At 60.2% G+C, this 18,709-nt stretch carries 15 protein-coding genes; 7 read left to right on the plus strand and 8 right to left on the minus strand.

Features of this window, described 5'->3' with window-relative positions; translation table 11 throughout:
• Positions 1 to 14: 14 nt before the first annotated feature.
• Positions 15 to 2,018 (minus strand): hypothetical protein, encoded by a 2,004-nt coding sequence (locus tag FJD34_RS01990; protein ID WP_090291106.1) that lies wholly within the window; start codon positions 2,016 to 2,018, stop codon positions 15 to 17.
• 225 nt (positions 2,019 to 2,243) lie between these two features.
• Entirely contained in the window at positions 2,244 to 3,491 is a 1,248-nt protein-coding gene (locus tag FJD34_RS01995; RefSeq protein WP_032860430.1) for a hypothetical protein, read from the minus strand.
• Between the two features lie 261 nt (positions 3,492 to 3,752).
• On the opposite strand from FJD34_RS01995, the gene FJD34_RS02000 reads away from it, so the two are divergent.
• The 5 genes from FJD34_RS02000 to FJD34_RS02020 all read left to right on the plus strand — a co-directional run bounded on the left by FJD34_RS02000 (position 3,753) and on the right by FJD34_RS02020 (position 8,901).
• Positions 3,753 to 4,772 carry a LacI family DNA-binding transcriptional regulator gene (locus tag FJD34_RS02000; RefSeq protein WP_090291105.1) on the plus strand — a complete coding sequence of 340 codons (1,020 nt, stop codon included), beginning with the start codon at positions 3,753 to 3,755 and terminating at the stop codon, positions 4,770 to 4,772.
• Between the two features lie 74 nt (positions 4,773 to 4,846).
• Positions 4,847 to 5,629, plus strand: a complete 783-nt coding sequence (locus FJD34_RS02005) for a sugar phosphate isomerase/epimerase family protein (protein ID WP_090291104.1) — start codon at positions 4,847 to 4,849, stop codon at positions 5,627 to 5,629.
• Positions 5,622 to 6,566 carry a sugar kinase gene (locus FJD34_RS02010; RefSeq protein WP_032860435.1) on the plus strand — a complete coding sequence of 315 codons (945 nt, stop codon included), beginning with the start codon at positions 5,622 to 5,624 and terminating at the stop codon, positions 6,564 to 6,566. The genes FJD34_RS02005 and FJD34_RS02010 overlap by 8 nt, the downstream gene beginning before the upstream one ends.
• Positions 6,567 to 6,625: 59 nt before the next feature.
• Complete coding sequence (locus tag FJD34_RS02015; protein ID WP_090291103.1) at positions 6,626 to 7,924, plus strand: MFS transporter; 1,299 nt, start codon at positions 6,626 to 6,628, stop codon at positions 7,922 to 7,924.
• Positions 7,924 to 8,901 (plus strand): 2-hydroxyacid dehydrogenase, encoded by a 978-nt coding sequence (locus FJD34_RS02020; protein ID WP_032860439.1) that lies wholly within the window; start codon positions 7,924 to 7,926, stop codon positions 8,899 to 8,901. Before FJD34_RS02015 ends, FJD34_RS02020 begins: the two co-directional genes overlap by 1 nt.
• A gap of 123 nt (positions 8,902 to 9,024) precedes the next feature.
• On the opposite strand, the gene FJD34_RS02025 is transcribed toward FJD34_RS02020, so the two are convergent.
• From FJD34_RS02025 to FJD34_RS02040, 4 genes are read right to left on the minus strand one after another with little or no spacing between them, the layout of a single operon-like run.
• Positions 9,025 to 10,104 carry a polyamine ABC transporter substrate-binding protein gene (locus tag FJD34_RS02025; RefSeq protein WP_090291102.1) on the minus strand — a complete coding sequence of 360 codons (1,080 nt, stop codon included), beginning with the start codon at positions 10,102 to 10,104 and terminating at the stop codon, positions 9,025 to 9,027.
• A gap of 60 nt (positions 10,105 to 10,164) precedes the next feature.
• Positions 10,165 to 10,506: a cupin domain-containing protein gene (locus tag FJD34_RS02030; RefSeq protein WP_090291101.1), complete on the minus strand. Its 342-nt coding sequence runs from the start codon at positions 10,504 to 10,506 to the stop codon at positions 10,165 to 10,167.
• 27 nt (positions 10,507 to 10,533) lie between these two features.
• Positions 10,534 to 11,940, minus strand: coding sequence for an NAD(P)/FAD-dependent oxidoreductase (locus FJD34_RS02035; protein ID WP_090291100.1), 1,407 nt, complete (start codon positions 11,938 to 11,940; stop codon positions 10,534 to 10,536).
• Positions 11,941 to 11,989: 49 nt separating this feature from the next.
• Positions 11,990 to 12,814, minus strand: coding sequence for a helix-turn-helix domain-containing protein (locus FJD34_RS02040; RefSeq protein ID WP_090291099.1), 825 nt, complete (start codon positions 12,812 to 12,814; stop codon positions 11,990 to 11,992).
• Positions 12,815 to 13,071: 257 nt separating this feature from the next.
• Here FJD34_RS02040 and FJD34_RS02045 point away from each other — a divergent pair, with 257 nt between their 5' ends.
• Positions 13,072 to 13,344 carry a DUF1652 domain-containing protein gene (locus FJD34_RS02045; protein WP_032860446.1) on the plus strand — a complete coding sequence of 91 codons (273 nt, stop codon included), beginning with the start codon at positions 13,072 to 13,074 and terminating at the stop codon, positions 13,342 to 13,344.
• A gap of 104 nt (positions 13,345 to 13,448) precedes the next feature.
• Here FJD34_RS02045 and FJD34_RS02050 read toward each other — a convergent pair whose 3' ends face one another.
• Positions 13,449 to 15,929, minus strand: a complete 2,481-nt coding sequence (locus FJD34_RS02050) for a UvrD-helicase domain-containing protein (protein ID WP_090291098.1) — start codon at positions 15,927 to 15,929, stop codon at positions 13,449 to 13,451.
• A gap of 227 nt (positions 15,930 to 16,156) precedes the next feature.
• Between FJD34_RS02050 and FJD34_RS02055 the strand changes: the two genes are divergently transcribed.
• Positions 16,157 to 16,852 carry a pirin family protein gene (locus FJD34_RS02055; protein WP_032860448.1) on the plus strand — a complete coding sequence of 232 codons (696 nt, stop codon included), beginning with the start codon at positions 16,157 to 16,159 and terminating at the stop codon, positions 16,850 to 16,852.
• Positions 16,853 to 16,981: 129 nt separating this feature from the next.
• Here the strand turns inward: FJD34_RS02055 and pgm are convergent, their stop codons facing one another.
• Positions 16,982 to 18,628 (minus strand): phosphoglucomutase (alpha-D-glucose-1,6-bisphosphate-dependent), encoded by a 1,647-nt coding sequence (gene pgm, locus FJD34_RS02060; protein WP_090291097.1) that lies wholly within the window; start codon positions 18,626 to 18,628, stop codon positions 16,982 to 16,984.
• Positions 18,629 to 18,709: the final 81 nt, after the last annotated feature.

Consider the following 18,709-nt stretch of genomic DNA (forward strand, 5'->3'; position numbering starts at 1 on the left):
GGTTTTGATTGATCTCAAGGTGTTGGTACAAACGGCACTCGATCGCAGAAGGAGTCTGGGTTCGAGAATCCGGTGTACACCGCGGCCAATGCACCGCGTCCCGTCACCCCGCCCACCAAGGTCGTTGTGTAGCTGACCTCGCAAGGCCCAAACGGCACCTGGGCCAGGAATGGACGGTAAGTGACATCAACGGTGAAGCCATTTTGCACATCATCAAGCGTCAACGGCGGGGTTGTAATCGTCAGCACAAATGGTCCAGGTGGAAGACCGGGGAAATCGTTGCTGATCGTAACCGTTACCGTCACGGTATTGCCCACCAGCAACCTTGGGTCGCCCGGAATGCGAAGCTGCCCAAACAGAACCGGTGGAGATCCCGGCATGCGCGTAAGCAACGATTCGCAAGACCACTCGCCCAAGCCGTCAAGGCGCAAATACACTGCTGGATCCAGCATCACCGTTACCGCATCGATCACGTTGACCATGGTCACGCCCGAGGGGTTTTCGTTGGTGGTACCGGGACCAATGACCGAATACTCGACGGGCTGCAGGCCGTTGCCATGTCGGGCAACGACCTCCCAAGGGATGGTGAACGTTGCATTGGCTCCAGGCACTATCGTACTGAGGGGAAAAGGCCCGACGCGCTCTTTGGAAGCCCCCCAGAACAGGAAAAACTCATTCCCAATATGGGGCAGCGCAGCGATGGTCCAGAGGGGAATCACGATAGTGACAGGCCTGTTCGCGTCGCCAATGCGCAGAGTGTTCAATTCCATTGAATCTTCACCAAACACCTGTGCCAGATTCAACGCAGGGTTCACATCACCTGGCTCAAGGGTGCCCGGCAGAACAGGCCCTTCGACCGACAAGTCAAGCCGCACCGTTTTAACGGGAGAATTGAAGAGTATTCCGTTGCGATCGATCCGGTAGTCCACGGTTACCGTCTGCGGCCCCAGCAACGCCGTATAGGCCGCCTTGATTGCAGCCCTCATATTGTTGAAAACCACCGGGAAACCAGTAAGTTCTGTGGTTTGCGGACCATAAGGCTCGGCCTCCCACCGCACTTCGAACTTGTCCAGCCCGATGGCATGCTCTGGATAGGTTTCAATGTGGCCGTCGATTCCTTGAACAAAATCCTTGATGTCGAGCAAGTCATCCGTGCTACCGCCACCTGGAGCCGGGGCCAATGGCAGGAAGATCGGCAATGGCATGGGATCTTCCAGTAACGCAACCGTGCGAAATTCATTGAACGATGGGCGGCTGACATTACCCGCTCGGTCCGTAATGGTGTAGAAAAGGTAATACAACCCGCTCAAGATTATCTGCGTAGCAGGCAGGAAGAACGTACTTATCGCGGGTGGTGGCAGCATCGGCCCCCCTGAACCACTCACCAGATACTCTGGGCGCGGGTCCATTACCGGGCTGAAGTAAACGTTAATCCTGTCCCCGGCTTCAAAACGCCCTGTCTGCGGGCCAAAGGTGTTGGCAGGAAAGCCGAACTCCAGGCCGCCCTGATTCACCAGAAACGCATTGTTGATAATTGTGCCCGGTGGCGCATTGATGAAACTTGCAACGGATGGCTGCTCGCGTGACGACGCTACGGCATAGGGCGCAATGGTATCGACCCGGAATGCGCAAGGGTTGGAGCTGTCAAAGGCAGCGCCTGGCACGTTACCGGCAGCATTTCGATACTGCGTATTCATGAGTTCATAGAAGCCATGTTGGAACTCGGGCGGTGGCGCAGGTATAAACCGGTTGATGATGGCCGGTACCGGGGTCTGGTTGATTTGAAAGGGCTCTACCAAGCGGGTCCAGGTCGGTGGGCTCACGGAGGTATCGCGAATCTCGATACTCATCCAGTCGGTTGGTCGGGAGATCCCCCCTGATCTGCATTCGAGCGTGATGCCTACAGGTGCAACGACCGCCGGGATCAGGCCTGTTGCATCATCCAGCGCCTCTGCAATCGTGGGAGCATCGATAATCAGAGGTGTTGGCGTAGTCGTGACGTTTGGGTTGCTACTCATTTCAGTCTCTCCTTAGTACTTAATGTAGGCGTCGCACAAACACTCATAAAGTGGCCAAGCCGCCATCGCCCAATTGCTTGAGTGATTGCCGGATGACTGAAATCGCAGCAACACTCTCTCCAGCCGTATGACGTGCGGCCAAACAAAACAACGGTGGTATTACTCGTCAGACGTTCAATGAAACGTACGGGGTGTTCCAACACTCATGACACGAAGCCCTCTGAATCAGGGCTCAGGGCCATTACCATCAGTCCAGCAATAAATGGGGTTGGGCGGTGGTGGCGAGGTCGGTACCACGCGATCGAACGGCACATACCGGGAAGAAGATCGACCGATGATCACGCCGCCCCTGGACACCGTGTAGCTCGCCTCCCCTCCTGCGTTGTTTTTCAAGGGCCGGATCAAGCGCTCGACATCAAGGATCCAAAAAGCGTAGCCCGTCGCATCGGCGACACCATTCCAATAATGAGTGAGGGTTTCCACGATATTGGGATCTGGATTGACATCCGGGTACAGGCCATAGCCCTGGAACCGCAGGGTAATCAGGTCTCCATCATGTATGTCCGCGTGAGGGGCGATGAACACCTCGACCCCGAACCAGATCGGTGGCTGGGTGCTGCACGTCATGTACCGGTTGGGGTGCGACTCCGACTGCGGGAACGTAGGCCGAGGGTAGCGGGCCGGTGGCAGGTCGGCTTGCAACCGCGCTCGCGCCACCTGTGAAAACAGTGGGTTGACGTTGCCGGCCTGGTCTTTCAGGCGATAGAAGCAAAAGATCCAGAGAGCCCCCGGGAAGCTACGGAAGACGTCGCTGGGAACCTCAACGAATAGGCGGCCGGTGGCACTGGCCAAGGGCGGTGAAACCAGGGTTGGGGCGCCCGTTGGCAAGATATTCATGTCCGAGAAATACATCAGCACCTGGTCACCGACCTCACGCCCCAGATAGCCTCCGGGAATCTCCATGGGCACCAGAGGATTGGCAATCAGGTAGGCCTCCGTAAGCGGGTCGATGGGGAAGATCGCCGGTGGCAGCAATGCGCCGCCGCCGGGGGCATCCCGGTCGATCCTGATCGTCACCACCTCGGACTCATCGAAACTGGGGCTATCGGGCGTGCCGTTATGAATGCGAAACCTCAGATCAACGATTGCACTGTTCAGCATAAAAGCCTGAGGGATATGCACGAGGAAGGGAAAATCGGCAGGCGTCATCGGATTGGGCAGCAAAATGGGTGGCGCTTCGGCGGGACGCGCTCCGCGAACATTCCACTCAAGCACGAGGTATTGGTTCCTGCCTGGGGTCGGTAGAAATGCCCAGGGGCTCGGAATTTCGACCCTCAGGTCGCTGAAGTAAAATTGCGCGGGCACCAACCCGTCGGGCAAGGCGTCAATCACATTGGGCGCGGTAATTGCCAGCGTGCCCCCAGGGCCCTGGGGAGCATTCGTGTTCGACTTGCCAGCATTGCGGGTGCTCATCGAAACCTCCTATGACTACGCGCCGGCATATGGTTTGCGCACCATGCTGCAGGCTCTGTTGGGGTAATTGAACACCTCCTTCAACCTACCGGATACTGTCAGAACTAACAGGTAGGCTCGCCGCTCGTCGGTTTCAGCAGCTTGGTTTTGCGGTTGAATCAACAAAGATTTTCTTGACGACACGCGCTTGCTGGTGTCTCCTGAAACCGGTTTCAATCCAACCTTTACTGTGCACTCAATTCCAATAAGAAAGGCCCAGCCGTGACTTCATTTTCCGCCGCCCAGCGCAGCCGCGTGACCATGCTTGACGTCGCCGAGCGCGCCGGGGTTTCCAAGGCCAGCGTTTCACGCTTTATCGGCGACGACCGCGCCCTACTGTCCGATGCCATCGCCTTGCGTATCGAGCAGGCCATCGAAGAGCTGGGCTACCGCCCCAACCAGATGGCTCGGGGCCTGAAACGAGGCCGCACTCGTCTGATCGGCATGCTGGTGGCCGATATCCGCAACCCCTATTCGATTGCCGTGATGCATGGCGTGGAAACCGCCTGCCGCCAACACGGTTACAACCTGGTGGTGTGCAACACCGATCGCGATGACGAGCAGGAGCGCCAGCATCTGGCAGCACTGCGTGCCTATAACATCGAAGGTTTGATCGTAAACACCCTTGGTCATCACCTTGAACAACTGCTGGAGCTACAGAGGGAGATGCCTCTGGTGCTGGTGGACCGCAAGGTCGACGCGTTGCACAGCGACCTGGTAGGCCTGGATAACCCGCTGGCCGTACGCATGGCGCTGGAGCACCTGGAGCAGCAGGGCTACCGGGATATATTGCTGATCAGCGAAGCGGCCGATGGCACCAGTTCGCGTGTCGAGCGCCTGCACAGTTTCCAGAGTCAGATCAGCCGACGCAAAAAACTGCGTGGCAGCGTGCTGGAAATCACCCCTGATTTGAACGCCCACCTGCAGGCGTTTCTTGGCATGTCGCCTGCAGGTCCGAAAGCCTTATTTTGTGCCAACGGCATTGCCGCGCTGGCGTGCACCAAGGCCTTGCGCGAGTTGGGTTGCCGGTTATTCGAGGACGTCGGCCTGATTGCCCTGGATGACCTGGATTGGTACCCGCTGGTGGGCAGCGGCATTACCGCCCTGGCCCAACCGACTCAAGCGATTGGCGCCAGTGCCTTTGAGTGTCTGCTCAAGCGCTTGCGCGGCGATACCTCGCCGACTCGCTCTCTGGACTTTGCTCCGCAACTCATAACACGTGGTTCAACCCACCCCTTGTAGGAGCCAGCAAGTCGGCATCTATAAAGGGGATGTTTTTTATCTGCAAATGAAACCGGTTTCAGAGATCAATAACAATGCATAAATACCCCGTTTCCATCAGCCTTTCCAGCTACGGCTCCGACTTGGTTCGCCAACGTGGCCAATTGAGTTTCGTCGAGTTGTTGGCCGCTGCCGGCGCCAGGCGCATTGAATGGCGTGAAGAACTGCTCACCACCGAACAGCCTGCGGAACTGGCCCAGGCAGCAGCAGCCCAGGGCCTGGAATGCGTGTTTTCCTCCCCCCTGGAGTTGTGGATCGCCGGGCGTGCGCAAGCCAATAGCGAACTGGCCGCCACCCTCGACCGAGCCCAGGCGTTCGGTGCGCGCTGGCTGAAGGTTTCCCTCGGCTACTTCACCGACACCAACGACCTGCACAGCCTCAGCGCCCTGCTCAACCGCCACCCGGTGCGCTTGCTGGTGGAGAACGACCAGACCCTGCATGGCGGGCGCATCGAGCCGCTGCAACGCTTCTTCGATGAGGCAGAACGCCTGGCCGCCCCCGTGAAAATGACCTTCGATATTGGCAACTGGCACTGGCAGGACCAATCCGCCCACACCGCCGCGCGCTTGCTCGGCCGGCATGTCGATTACCTGCACTGCAAGGCCGTCGCCCGCCGTGCCGATGGCAAGCTGATCGCCCTGCCGCCCGGCGCCGCCGACCTGCACCTGTGGGAACAATTGCTGCAGCTGATGCCCCAAGGTATCAGCCGCGCAGTGGAGTTCCCGCTGCAAGGCGCAGACCTGGTGCAGGTCACTGCCGTGCAGGTCACCGCCCTCGCCTGCCTTGGCCAACCCCGCATGGAGAACGCCCATGTCTGAGATCGATATCCTCTCGTTCGGTGAAACCATGGCGATGTTTGTCGCCGAGCAAACCGGCGACCTGGCCCACGTTGGCCAGTTTCAAAAACGCATCGCCGGTGCTGACAGCAACGTAGCGATTGGCTTGTCGCGCCTGGGCTTCAACGTGGCCTGGCTGAGCCGGGTGGGCGATGACTCATTGGGCCGTTTTGTGGTCCAGAGCCTGGAGCGCGAAGGCCTGGATTGCCAGCATGTGGCGGTCGACCCTGCGCACCCCACCGGCTTTCAGCTCAAGTCCCGGGAAGAGACCGGCGACGATCCAACCGTCGAGTATTTTCGCCGCGGGTCAGCAGCCAGTCACTTGTCCAGCGCCATGATCACGCCTGGGCTGCTGCAAGCACGGCACCTGCACGCCACCGGGATTGTGCCGGCGCTGTCGGACACCAGCGCCGAACTGTCGCGCCAGTTGATGACGCAGATGCGCGCGGCAGGCCGCAGTGTGTCCTTCGACCCGAACCTGCGCCCGTCGCTATGGCCCAGCGAGCAAAAAATGATTCGCGAAATCAATGCCCTGGCCTGCCTCGCGCATTGGGTATTGCCGGGCTTGAGCGAAGGCCGGCTGCTGACCGGCTTCGAAGACCCCGAGGATATTGCCGCCTTCTACCTCGACCAGGGCGTGGAAGCCGTGGCGATCAAACTCGGCCCCCACGGCGCCTACTACCGCAGCCATCTGGACCAAGGGTTCATCGCCGCCGTGCCGGTGGCCAAGGTGGTGGACACCGTAGGCGCCGGTGATGGTTTTGCCGTGGGCATGATCAGTGCCCTCCTCGAAAACCTCAGCTTTGCCCAGGCGGTGCAGCGCGCCAACTGGATCGGCAGCCGCGCGGTACAGAGTCGCGGCGATATGGAAGGCCTGCCCTTGCGCGCTGACCTGCCCGCCCTGCAAAAGGCCGGCTGACCCCCGGCGTTACACCCGTTACCTGTTGCCACAACTACAACAAGCTCAGGAGCAACCCCATGAACAACCTGAAACTCGCCACCCGCCGTTGGTGGTACATCATGCCCATCGTGTTCATCACCTACAGCCTGGCGTACCTGGACCGCGCCAACTACGGCTTCGCCGCCGCCTCCGGGATGGCCGAGGACCTGATGATCACTCCGGGCATGTCCTCGCTGCTCGGCGCACTGTTCTTCCTCGGCTACTTTTTCTTCCAAGTGCCGGGGGCGATCTATGCCCAGCGCCGCAGTGTGAAGAAGCTGATTTTCGTCAGCCTGATCCTGTGGGGCGGCCTGGCCACCCTCACCGGCGTGGTCTCCAACGCCTATATGCTGATCGCCATCCGCTTCCTGCTTGGGGTGGTCGAGGCCGCCGTGATGCCGGCGATGCTGGTGTACCTGTGCCACTGGTTCACCCGTGCCGAACGCTCGCGGGCCAACACGTTCCTGATCCTCGGTAACCCGGTGACCATGCTGTGGATGTCGGTGGTGTCCGGCTACCTGGTGCAGCATTACAGCTGGCGCTGGATGTTTATCATCGAAGGCCTGCCGGCAGTGTTCTGGGCCTTTATCTGGTGGCGCCTGGCCGATGAACGCCCAGCAGATGCCAAGTGGCTGAACGCCGCTGAGAAACACGATCTGGAAACCGCCCTCGCCGCCGAGCAGGTGGGGCTCAAGGCGGTGAAGAACTATGCCGAAGCCTTCCGCTCCCCCCAGGTGATCATCCTCGCACTGCAATTCTTTTGCTGGAGCATTGGCGTGTACGGCTTTGTGCTGTGGTTGCCGTCGATCCTCAAGGCCGGCCTGCAGATGGATATGGTCGAAGCGGGCTGGTTGTCGGCGCTGCCTTACCTCGCCGCGGTGATCGGCATGCTGCTGGTGTCCTGGGGCTCGGACAAGCTGCAAAAGCGCAAACGTTTCGTGTGGCCGCCGTTGTTGATCGCCTCCGTGGCGTTTTATGGCTCCTACCTGCTGGGCGCCGAACATTTCTGGTGGTCCTACACCTTGCTGGTGATTGCCGGGGCCTGCATGTATGCGCCTTATGGGCCATTTTTCGCCATCGTCCCGGAAATTCTCCCGGCCAACGTTGCCGGAGGCGCCATGGCATTGATCAACAGCATGGGCGCACTGGGTTCGTTTGGCGGTTCGTACCTGGTGGGTTACCTCAACAGCAGTACCGGCTCGCCGGGTGCGTCCTACCTGCTGATGAGCGGCGCGTTGCTGCTGTCGGTGGTGCTGACGATTTTTCTCAAGACCGGGGCCCGTGAAGCGTCCCCGGCAACACCGCTGCACTCCCTGGATTTGAAGGTCAGAACCTGATGAAAAAGCATGTCGTGCTGTACAAGAAACTCTCCGCGCCGCTGATGGCCCGCTTGCATGAAGCGGCCGAGGTAACGCTGATTGAAAGCCTCGACCCCACGGGCCTGGCACAGCTGCGTGATGCCTTGCCCCGCGCCCACGGCTTGCTGGGCGCAAGCTTGCGCCTGGATGCACAACTGCTGGACCTGGCACCCCGCCTGGAAGCGGTGGCCAGCGTTTCGGTGGGGGTCGACAACTACGACATCGACTACCTGACCCAGCGCGGCATCCTGCTCAGCAACACCCCGGATGTACTCACCGAAACCACCGCCGACACCGGTTTTGCGCTGATCCTCGCCACCGCCCGACGCGTGGTGGAGCTGGCAAATATGGTGCGCGCCGGCAACTGGAACCAGAATATCGGCCCGCTGCACTTTGGCTGCGATGTGCATGGCAAGACCCTGGGCATCATCGGCATGGGCCGGATCGGCGAAGCACTGGCACAGCGTGGGCATTTTGGCTTTGGCATGCCGGTGATCTACCACAGCCACTCGCCCAAGCCAGCGGTAGAGCAGCGTTTTGGCGCCGAATATCGCAGCTTGCGGGACTTGCTGCAGCAAGCCGACTTTGTCTGCCTGACGTTGCCGCTGACGGCCGAGACTCAAGGTTTGATCGGCGCCGAGGAATTTGCGCAGATGGGGCAGGAGACGATTTTCATCAATATTTCACGGGGCAAAGTGGTCGATGAAGCCGCGCTGATCGAGGCCCTGCAACAACGCACAATTCGCGCTGCAGGGTTGGATGTGTTTGAGCGTGAGCCGTTGAATCATGATTCGCCGCTGATGCGCTTGAGCAATGTGGTGGCAACGCCGCATATTGGTTCTGCGACCCATGAAACCCGTGAAGCGATGGCGCGGTGTGCGGTGGATAATCTACTGGCGGCACTGGCCGGCGAACGCCCAAAAAACCTGGTCAATCCCACCGCCTGGACACCCTGATTCTGAAAGAGCGGATTCTGCTTTCTGTAGGAGCGAGAACTAGGCGTCCCCCTCGCTCCTACAAAAAAGGCTTAACTGACTGGCATTAGGGCTTGCTCGCTCCCACGGGTAAGTGTTCAGCCTCTAGCGCCCGGTGCGGATGGTGTTCCAGATCCGCGTGCGGATACGGTCGATCTTCATCGGCATGGCTTCGAGGGCGAATAGCTTGCCCATCATTTCTGCGCTTGGGTACACCTTGGTGTCGCTCTTGATCACCGGGTCCACCAGGCTGTCGGCAGCACTGTTGCCGTTGGCGTAGTGCACGAAGTTGGTGATGTCGGCCATCACATCCGGGCGCAGCAGGTAGTTCATGAAGGCGTAGCCGGCCTTTTCATCCGGGGCGTCGGCGGGCATGGCCACCATGTCGAACCAGATGGCGGCGCCTTCCTTGGGGATGTTGTAGCCGATGTTCACGCCATTCTTGGCTTCCTTGGCACGGCTTTCGGCCTGCAACACGTCCCCCGAGAAACCCACCGCCACGCAGATGTCGCCGTTGGCCAGGTCGCCGGTGTATTTCGAGGAGTGGAAGTAGGCAATGTATGGCCGTACTTTGATCAGCAATGCTTCGGCTTTTTTGTAGTCTTCGGGGTTCTTGCTGTGGTGCGGCAAGCCCAGGTAATTCAGGGCGATGGGCAGCAGTTCCGGGCCGTTGTCGAGGATTGCCACCCCGCACGTGCTGAGTTTTTCCATGTACTCGGGCTTGAAGATCAAGTCCCAGGAATTGACCGGGGCATCGTCGCCCAACACCGCCTTGACCTTGTCGATGTTGTAACCGATGCCGGTGCTGCCCCACAGGTACGGGAACCCGTGCTCATTGCCCGGATCGTTGGTTTCCAGGGCCTTGAGCAGCACCGGGTTGAGATTCTTCCAGTTGGGCAACTGGCTCTTGTCGAGCTTTTTCAGCGCCCCGCCCTGGATCTGCCGGGCCATGAAGTGGTTGGACGGGAAGACCACGTCGTACCCCGAATTGCCGGTCATCAACTTGCCGTCCAGGGTCTCGTTGCTGTCGTACACGTCATAGCTGAAACCGATCCCGGTTTCCTTCTGGAAGTTCTTGGTGGTGTCTGGCGCAATGTAGCTCGACCAGTTGTAGATTTTCACCGTTTCGGCGGCCTGGGTCAGGGAAGCCACCAACATCAAGGGCAACAGGGCAATGGGTCTCATGGTTCGATTTCCTGGCGGTTATAGGGCTGTTTTTATGGCAGGCGATCAAGGATCAGAAGGTTAGAGAATCAACACATAGGTCTTGCGTACGGTCTCCTGGATATCCCAGATTCCCGTGCTGTTGGCCGGCAGCATCAGTGCGTCGCCGGCTTCGATATGCAGGGTTTCGCCGTCATCGGGGGTGAAGGTGCAGCGCCCCTGGATAAAGTGGCAGAACTCCTGCGCCACGATCTGGCGCCGCCAACGGCCTGGGGTGCACTCCCAGATGCCGGTCTCGACGCCGTCGCTGCGTTCCACGCTGAGGGTGGAGGCCACGGCAACCGGGGTGCCTAGTGGTACGGCGACCGGGCTTGAGTCCGGCAAGTGGCGGTTCAGGGTGTCTTTGAACTGGGTAATGCTCATGGTCATACCTGTGGTGATTGAAACGACTTAGTGCATGAAACCTTCCATGAAACCGGCAACCCCGCTGGCCAGGGCGCGCCGCCAGGGCGCGGTGTTCGGGTCGGCCAGGGTCTGGTCTTCATGGACAAAACTGCGAATGATCGCGTTGTAGCCCAGCCAACGGCACGGCTCCGGCTCCCAGGCCCTGAGAGCATTCAGGCCGCCTTCACGCAGCACCCAGGGCTGCTCGACCAGCGATGTGGCGCGCCCCAGGATCAGATCGGCCAGGGTGCGCCCGCCAAGGTTGCTGGCGCCTACGCCCTCCCCGCCATAACCACCGGACAAGGCAATGCCGTTTTGCTGATCGCACAGCATGTGCGGCCGAAAGCGCCGCGACATGCCAAGGTTGCCGCCCCAGGAGTGGGTCACGCGCACATGCTTGAGTTGCGGGAACAACTCGCAGAACAGATAGCGGCGCAGCTCCACTTCGCTGTCGGTAAGGTCGAAGTTGTGGCGCAGCTTGCCGGCAAACTGATAGCCGCCACGGGCCCCGAAGACCAGGCGATTGTCGGCGGTGCGCTGGCCGTAGGTGACCTGGCGACTGCTTTCACCAAACGCCTGGCCCTGACTCAGGCCGATTTCCTCCCAGGTACTGGCCGGCAGCGGTTCAGTCGCCACGATCAGGCTCTGCACCGGCAGTTGATAGCGGCCCAGAGGCTTGAGCGTCGGCGCATAGCCCTCTACTGCCGGCACCACCCACGAGGCCCGGACCCGGGCCTTGTCGGTACGCAGGCTGCCCGACTGCCAATGGGTGACCGGGCTGTTCTCGTAGATAGCCACGCCCATGGACTCGACCACCCGCGCCAACCCGCGCACCAGCTTGGCCGGATGGATCGTCGCGACATGCGGCGTGTACACCGCGCCATAGGCCGAGGCGATGCGGATCTGCCCGGCCAGTTGCTCGGGGCTGAGCCAGCGGTAATCCTCTTCGGTCAAGCCTTGGGCATGAAGCTTGGCCAAGTAGTCGCGCAGGCTGGCTTGTTGCTCGGGGTAGCGGGCGGCACAGTGCAGAGCCCCACCCTTGCGGTAATCGCAGTCGATGCCTTCGCGCGCCAGCACCTGGCCGACCTCATCGGGAATGCCGTGCAGCAGGTCAAACGAGGCCCGGCGCTGCTCGGCAGGCAAACCTGCAAGCAAGCGGTCTTCGCCCAGCAGGTTGCCCATCAGCCAGCCACCGTTGCGCCCGGAAGCGCCAAAGCCAGCGGTCTGCGCCTCGATGATTGCGACCTTCAACTGCGGCGCATGGCGCTTGAGGTAATAGGCGGTCCACAGCCCGGTGTAGCCGGCGCCAATAATGGCCACATCGACATCCAGGTCCTGGCCGAGGGACGGACGCGCCTCCAGTGGCTCTTGCAACTGGTCCATCCATAAACTGATCTTGCGCCATGCCTGCATGCCAAAACTCCACCACCCAACGTCGATGGCGTGATCCTAGTGCCTGGCTTCAGCCGTCGTCTTGCGCGCGTGCACGCAGGGAAATTTGTTTGACGTAGGCCTTGGGCGACAAACCCGTGTGCTGGCGAAAACAGCTGTAGAAGGCCGATAGCGAGTTGAAGCCGGCGGCAAACGCCAGTTCATCGATACGGATTGGCGGCGTGGCGCCATCCAGTGCTGCCAGCAAATGCTGCAGGCGGGCCTGGTTGACGTAGCGGTAGAAGCTCTGCCCCAGCACCTGGTTGAGCAGGTAGGAAATCTGGTTGCGACTGTAGCCACATTCCTTGGCCACCCGTTGCAGGTCCAGTTCGGGGTCGAGATAGGGTTGCTGGCGCTGGAAGTACTGCTGCAAATCGTTGGCCAGGTAACTCAGTTGCTGTGGCGACAGGCCCAGGCGGCTGACGGTCGGCCGCGTGGCCTGGGACGAGGAACGGCTGGTGGCGGGCTCATGGACCAGGGACGCATATTCGTTGACACGCCAGATCAGCCCGTCGCGCACGGTGATCGCCTCACTGGTGCGAAACGACACCAGGCCCTGGCCGCCGCGCAGCGTCACGCGATACTGGATGAACGCGGTATCGCCGTCGGTACGGATGCGATCGGTGTGTTCAATGGCCTCGTCGGGGTCCCGGGGCATGCTGGCTTGCAGATACTCACGCAACTGGTCGAAGCACACCACGCGGTTCTGGAAGAAGTCGTGATACTGGATATCCGGGTGGTAGTGCGCCATGACCCCGTCCAGGTCCCGGCGCTTCCAGCACAGGTGATGGTGTAACACCACCTCGGCAGTCGCTTGCGTCTGTTGCGGGCTATCGGCCAGGACGGTCTGTGGCATACAACACTCGCAAACGGCTAAAGCCTGGAGCTTGCACAACTTTACCGACGGCTTCAATGGCAAAATGACAGTTTTAAGTAATGGCCTTTTGCCTAAGCATTTGTAAGACATGACCCACGTCATACTTCTTGTAAGGAACTGCCGAACGGACAGCAAAAAACCCGGTGCCAATTGCGACTGAGTGCTATTTTTTAGGCTTCACGGTCAGGACCATTGATGGACCTGACGCCCTTGCCGCGAGCTAAAGGAAGCGCTCAATGAACAAGGTGGGCAACATGAATAAAGTGACATTCCCCAATGCATGCCAGCTGATGCGCTGGCATTTTCACCCGGTTGGCTTTGAAGGCAGTATGGACGCGCCTGGCAGCATGATCGCGCGATTGTTTGACCGAGAGAGTGGCGAAACCCTCATCGCCATCGCCGGCATCCCCTGTGCCACGGTGATGAACGCCACGGAGGTGGAACTGATTATCGAGGCGATCGAGGCTGAGCTGGATTCGTTTGTGCCGCCGCAGTTGCTACAAGCCTGACAGATACCCTTGTAGGAGCCGGCTTGCCGGCGAAGAGCCCGAGAGCAACGCGGGGCAGCAGGTACCCCGCGTTACCGTTAACGATTTCCCCAGGCAGCCAGCGCCTACAAGGGCTCTTGCTTCAACGCCGTGGTACCCCGGCGATCATCAAAGAACGCCTTGCCCCCCGCCACCCGGTCCGACGCCCTCGGCGCATTCGTACCTTGGCCGTCCTGCCCTTCGACATACCAGTAGCAATGACTCACCGCCCGGGTAATCCCGACATAGGCCAGGCGCAGCACTTCGTCTTTTTGCGCATTGTCGTAGGGTTCGGTATCACCGTCCTTGCCAAGCCCGGCCATGCGGTACACCTGGTTCTTGTAGGGCGAGCGGGTCAGGTGCTGGCAATCGCCCAGCAAAAATACGGCGTCCGCCTGCAGCCCCTTGGCGCTGTGGTAGGTCAGTTGCTTGAGGCGGCGCATACCGGACGGCAAGCTAGAATCCAGATTAACTACAGACTCAATATGCTTCTTAATCAATAGCTTATCGCTACTTTTTCGATACAACATTAATACCGATTCGCCCCGTTGATAGTGCGCCAGCAACTGCTGCGCCAGGGCTGCGTCGTCCCGGTCAAGCACCTGTACCGGCACCAGGGCCCTGGTTGCACCGCAGGCCTTGGCTTTCTTGCCGCTGATCGCCGGGGCGGCTTTAACGATATGTTCCGCTGCATCAATGATGTGCTGGTGGCTACGAAAGTTCTCCCCCAGCATCACCCGGGTGGTGGTCGGGGACGGGAACTCCTTGGTGAACTCCATGAAGTACTTGGGCGAACTGCCGCGCCAACCATAGATCGACTGCCAGTCATCCCCCACACATAACAGCGAGGAGTGCTGGGCACCGCGCCCCACATGCATCGCCGGCCCGCGACGACGAATCTCGCACAGGCTGGCGCGGATCCACGACACAATCTGCGGCGAGACATCCTGGAACTCGTCAATCATCAAGTGCGACAGCGGGCGCAAGAGTCCGTCGCTGAGCAGCTTGAGGTTTTCCGGGGTGTTCTCGCCAAACAGCGAAAACATGCGGTTGTAGGTCATGACCGGCGGCGACTGATCGAGCAGGTGATCCTCCAGGGCCTTCCAGAAAATACCCAGGGCCTCGAAGAAGCCGTGATCCGGGTCATCCTTGGCAAAGCTCATTTGGCCGACTGCGGTGGGTACGTCCAGGCCGAGGTTCTCGATAAAACCGGCTGCAGTGACAAAACAGTCGAGCAACGGTGCCGAAGCCAATTCGCCCTTGACCTTGTAATCAAACCCCGGGCCTGAAGAGGCATCACCGGCCAGACTGCTCAGAAGGCGTTTGGACGACTCGTAGTTATCCAGCCAGATCAATGGTTTGCGGCAGAATGCTTGAAATAGCGTACGCTTGACCGCCCATTCGGCCCGGACCGACAGCTTGGCACCGGGGCGTGCGATCTGCGGGTTTTCCCTGGAATCGAAGCCCAGCACCACCCACGCATCCAGTTCGGCGCTGTAGCCATGGCAGTGGAACGACGCGCCATTGATTTCAACGCTCTGGCGGTTCGGCTCGATCCCCTTGATCGGCCACGCGCCGGCGCGGAACCACAGGTCCTCGATCACATCACACAGTTCTTCGTCACGCTTGGCCGCCAACTCGGTGACCGCCACGCGTTTTTGCACATCCGGGTGGTCGCGCTCCAGCTCCTTGAGCTGCAAGGCGTGGCGTGCCATTGGCGCAATCAGCTCACGAAAGCGCGTATGCCGGCCGTAGAGCCCGTGATAACAGGCATTGAGTTGCTGGCGCTGGGCATCATTGATGCGCAAGTCAAAGGGGTTGCTGTCGGCCTCGTCATCGTAGAGGCCGCTGTGCAGGTTTTCGAAGGCCTGCAATCGCTCGAAGCCCGGCAGGCTACGCACCATGGGCAGGATCCGTGAGTGGAAGGTCCGCACCACGGCCTGGGCCTCTTTCAATGCAAGGGGTTGGCCCCACAGACTGAGAATCTCCATGAGCTTGCTGATGAAGTCCTTGCGCGACTCACGGGTGAAGGTCACCACGGTCATGGAACTCAGCTCAAAGCCCAGGTAATGGGTCAACAACAGGATCCGCAGGACCAAGGACGTGGACTTGCCGGCCCCGGCACCGGCAATCACCGAGGTTGACGGGGTGTCACTGAAGATCATCTTCCACTGGGCCGCGCTGGGTTGCGCATGAGCTGGCAACAGGCGCGCTACATCAGCCTTGATGCGCTTTTTCAGCTCCGGGGTCAGTGGCAAGCGCCAATCGTCGAACAGGCTATCATCCACGCCAGGCGCGCGGTGCTCATCGCTGCGAAAGTCACGAATCAACAGGACCTGGCGCCCTTCCTCGATGCCATCACGCTTACCTTCCTGGTAGCCATACTCCACGCCTGCCTCGTGCCCGCTGCGAAAGCCATCCGCCTGGCCATGCAACCACGAAAAACGATGCTGGGCCCGCAGGCGCGTCAAGCCGTGGCCAAACAGCCGGGCAGCCAGGCGCTTGAACAGCGGCATTTGCGCCAGGGGGCGCAGTTCGGGGGGCAGATCAGGGGTGTGTTGCGGCACGCGGACTCCTGCGAGGACTTGAGCGAACAGAGGCCCTATGGTCGCTGGAATCTCCCGACAGTTCCAGCCAATTGCTTTGGCTTCATGCAGTTAGGCGATGAAGTGAAGCTGGGGTCTAGTTCTGGCGCTGGAAAAACAATCGAATAACCCGATAAGAATCAGGCATTTTTTACGCTTTTTATCGATTATGCCTCGGCGGATGATAAGCCCATCAACAGGAGACGATCATGCTTGAACTTCGACCTTTTACTTCCCTGGGCGGTGCCAATCACGGTTGGCTGGATGCCCATCATCACTTTTCATTCGCCGAGTACCACGACCCTCAGCGTATGCACTGGGGCAACCTGCGGGTGTGGAACGACGACATCATCGCGCCGGGCACTGGTTTCCCGCAGCATCCACACCGGGACATGGAAATCATCACCTATGTGCGTGAAGGTGCCATCAGCCATGCCGATAACCTGGGCAACAAGGGCCGTACCGAGGCTGGCGACGTACAGGTGATGAGTGCCGGCACCGGGATTGCCCATAGCGAATACAACCTGGAGGCCACGGCGACCAAGATTTTCCAGATATGGATCATTCCCAATGAAGCGGGCTTGCCTCCTTCCTGGGGCGCCAAGCCTTTTCCCAAGGGCGACCGCGAAGGGTTTGTGACCTTGGCCAGCGGCAAACAGGGTGACAATGAAAGCCTGCGCATCCGTGCCGATGCACGCCTGGTGGCGGCCAACTTGAAGGCCGGGGAAAGTGCCGAGTATCACTTGGATGCAGGACGCCGGGCGTACCTGGTGCCGGCGACCGGGGTGATTGAGGTCAATGGCTTGCAGGCACAGGCGCGCGATGGTGTTGCGGTGCAGGATGAGCGCGTACTGCGGGTGACCGCGATCGAAGACAGCGAAGTGGTGCTGGTGGACCTGGCCTGATCTCAAGCCAGACTCAAAAACCAATGTGGGAGCGGCTTGCTCGCGATGGCGGTGGGTCAGTCACTATTACTGTGACTGGTAGACCGCTATCGCGAGCAAGCCCGCTCCTACATGTTTTACGGCTGGGTGTCAGTTAGGGGTGATCGCACCATCCACCAACACCTGCGCCTCTTCCACCAGGCGCTTGAGGTGATCTTCGCCAATAAAGCTCTCGGCATAGATCTTGTAGATATCCTCGGTGCCCGACGGCCGCGCCGCAAACCAGCCGTTTTCGGTCATGACTTTCAGCCCGCCAATCGCCTGGTCGTTACCCGGCGCATGGCTGAGGATCTGCTGGATGCTTTCCCCGGCCAATTGCGTGGACGTGACCTGCTCCGGCGCCAACTTGCCCAGCAGCGCTTTCTGCGCCGGCGTGGCCTTGGCATCCACACGAATGGCGAAGGGTTCGCCCAGGGCGTCAGTCAGGCCACGGTAGATCTGGCTCGGGTCCTGGCCTTTGCGCGAGGTCATTTCCGCGGCCAGCAAAGCCGGGATCAAGCCGTCCTTGTCAGTGCTCCACACGCTGCCGTCCTTGCGCAGGAACGAAGCCCCCGCGCTTTCTTCGCCGCCAAAGCCCAGGGAGCCTTCGAACAGCCCGTCCGCAAACCATTTGAAGCCCACCGGCACTTCGTACAGGCGCCGGCCGATGCGCGCGGCCACGCGGTCGATCAAGCCACTGCTGACCACGGTTTTACCCACGGCGGCATCAGCACGCCACTGGGGACGGTTCTGGAACAGGTAGTCGATGGACACGGCCAGGTAGTTGTTTGGCGCCAACAGCCCGCCAGAGGGGGTAACGATGCCGTGGCGGTCGTGGTCCGGATCGCAGGCGAACGCAACATCGAAGCGTTCCTTGAGCCCGATCAAGCCTTGCATCGCATAGCTGGAGGACGGGTCCATGCGAATCTGGCCGTCCCAGTCCACGCTCATGAAGCGGAAAGTCGGGTCGACCTCAGTGTTCACCACTTCCAGGTTCAAACGGTAATGCTCGGCGATAGCCGACCAGTAGCGCACCCCTGCTCCACCCAATGGATCCACGCCCAGGCGCAGGTCGGAGCTGCGGATGGCGTCCATGTCGATGACATTGACCAGGTCGGCCACGTAGGTATTGAGGTAGTCGTGGCGGTGGGTGGTGTCAGCTTTCAGTGCCTGGGCGTGAGTAATGCGCTTGACTCCGGCCAGCTTGGCCGCCAAAAGCTCGTTGGCCTTGGCTTCGATCCATTTGGTGACATGGGTATCGGCCGGGCCGCCGTTGGGCGGGTTGTATTTATAACCGCCGCTCTGGGGCGGGTTATGGGACGGGGTGATGACAATGCCATCGGCCAACCCGCTGGTACGACCACGGTTGTAGCAGAGGATGGCGTGGGAAATCGCCGGGGTCGGTGTGTATTCATCGCCTTCGGCGAGCATCACATACACGCCGTTGGCCGCCAGCACTTCCAGGGCGCTGGCGCCCGCCGGCGTGGACAGTGCATGGGTGTCGAGGCCGACAAACAGCGGGCCATTGATGCCTTGCGCTTCGCGGTACAGGCAGATGGCCTGGCTGATGGCCAATACGTGCCATTCATTGAAGCTCAAGTCAAAAGAGCTGCCACGGTGCCCGGAGGTACCAAAAGCCACGCGTTGAGTGGAGATTGCTGCATCGGGCTGGCCGGTGTAATAGGCCGTCACCAGTCGCGGGATGTCCACCAGCAATTGAGCTGGCGCCGGTTTGCCCGCAAAAGGACTGAGAGTCATGCAAAAACCTCTGAAAAGAAGGATTCGGAAAAAGAATACAGTTTACTGGGAGTTCGACCGCCAAGCGACGGTATCTATCCC

Origin of the sequence: Pseudomonas brenneri (genome assembly GCF_007858285.1) — a bacterium.
Taxonomy (GTDB): Bacteria; Pseudomonadota; Gammaproteobacteria; order Pseudomonadales; family Pseudomonadaceae; genus Aquipseudomonas; species Aquipseudomonas brenneri.